The organism is Photobacterium alginatilyticum (assembly GCF_009910675.1).
Classification (GTDB): Bacteria; Pseudomonadota; Gammaproteobacteria; order Enterobacterales; family Vibrionaceae; genus Photobacterium; species Photobacterium alginatilyticum.
In genome coordinates, this window is record NZ_RSEJ01000126.1 from 1 (window position 1) to 1,115 (window position 1,115).

The following is a 1,115-nucleotide window of genomic DNA, read 5'->3' on the forward strand; positions in this document are numbered from 1 at the left end:
ATTTTCTTGAYGTCGAAATATYCSRKTGGATAATTTKCATTAKTTACATTACTAATCCTTTTTGTATCTTGGTGTTCCTAATCATCCACTYTTTTTTGMTCAATCCTCTATTMTTCTTATAGTAATATGGGAATARATAGTCAAARTTTTCTAGAATTGGATYTTTTWKTTTAAACCCGCTTCAAGMCATAATGAYTAATSAATCAAGYTTGGGGTAAAYAGTATAGACTGYTGTTTYCTTTTCATTTAACTCTTGTACATAGGCAATGAGGCTCCATTTTTTACTGCGAATTTGTAAGCTGTTTTCTTTCACTCATATAACTATCTGGTTTAGTTCATCAATTTAACTGATGAATAAAAAAAAAATGAAAATGGATTCAATTCATTTAACTTTTTTACTAGAAATGAAAAATGAAATAARAGAAAGTTTTTGTTTTAACGAATCACACGTAGAGATATTGATAACACACATAGAGTTAATGGTATTTCATAACTAATTGATTGAGCAGCAGCCCGTAGACCACCTAAAAAGGAATATTTATTATTTGATCCATATCCTGACATAAGAAGTCCAATGGGAGCAATACTTGAAATAGCAATCCATAAAAAAACRCCTATACTGAGATCGGCTAGAACAAGATGATAGCCAAAAGGAATTACTGAATAACTTAAYAAAATKGATATGACAGCTAGGGAGGGGCCAATACTRAATAAACTRATATTTCCTCKAGMTGGAARAAGRTTCTCTTTRAAAAKCAATTTTGTCCCATCYGCTAGAGCTTGAAGAATMCCCAAWGGGCCSGCATATTCAGGGCCAATACGTTGTTGTATSCYGGCAGATATTTCTCTTTCTAACCAAACAATTAYGAGTACACCTATTGTAATTCCTAATACAGTAGTTAAAATAGGGACAAAYRSCCATAYGATRYCATAGATTTCTTTTAAGAMTTCYAACCTAGAAAAAGAATTGATAGCTTCTACTTCTSTTGTATTAATTATCATTTCAACGATCAACTTCTCCCATAATGATATCKATGCTACCTAGTATCGTCATAATATCAGCCAATTTCATWCTTTTAACTAATTGAGGAAGAATTTGCAAATTGATAAAACCC

Annotated in this window: 2 protein-coding genes; both read right to left on the minus strand. The window is 31.0% G+C overall.

What is annotated here, in order from left to right; all coding sequences use genetic code 11:
- Positions 1 to 435: 435 nt before the first annotated feature.
- Positions 436 to 1,002 carry an NADH-quinone oxidoreductase subunit H gene (locus EIZ48_RS31480; RefSeq protein WP_160658735.1) on the minus strand — a complete coding sequence of 189 codons (567 nt, stop codon included), beginning with the start codon at positions 1,000 to 1,002 and terminating at the stop codon, positions 436 to 438.
- 1 nt (position 1,003) lies between these two features.
- The gene (locus EIZ48_RS31485; RefSeq protein ID WP_500690625.1) at positions 1,004 to 1,102 is read right to left on the minus strand and encodes an NADH-quinone oxidoreductase subunit D-related protein; all 99 of its coding nucleotides are present in this window, start codon (positions 1,100 to 1,102) and stop codon (positions 1,004 to 1,006) included.
- Between the last annotated feature and the right edge of the window lie 13 nt (positions 1,103 to 1,115).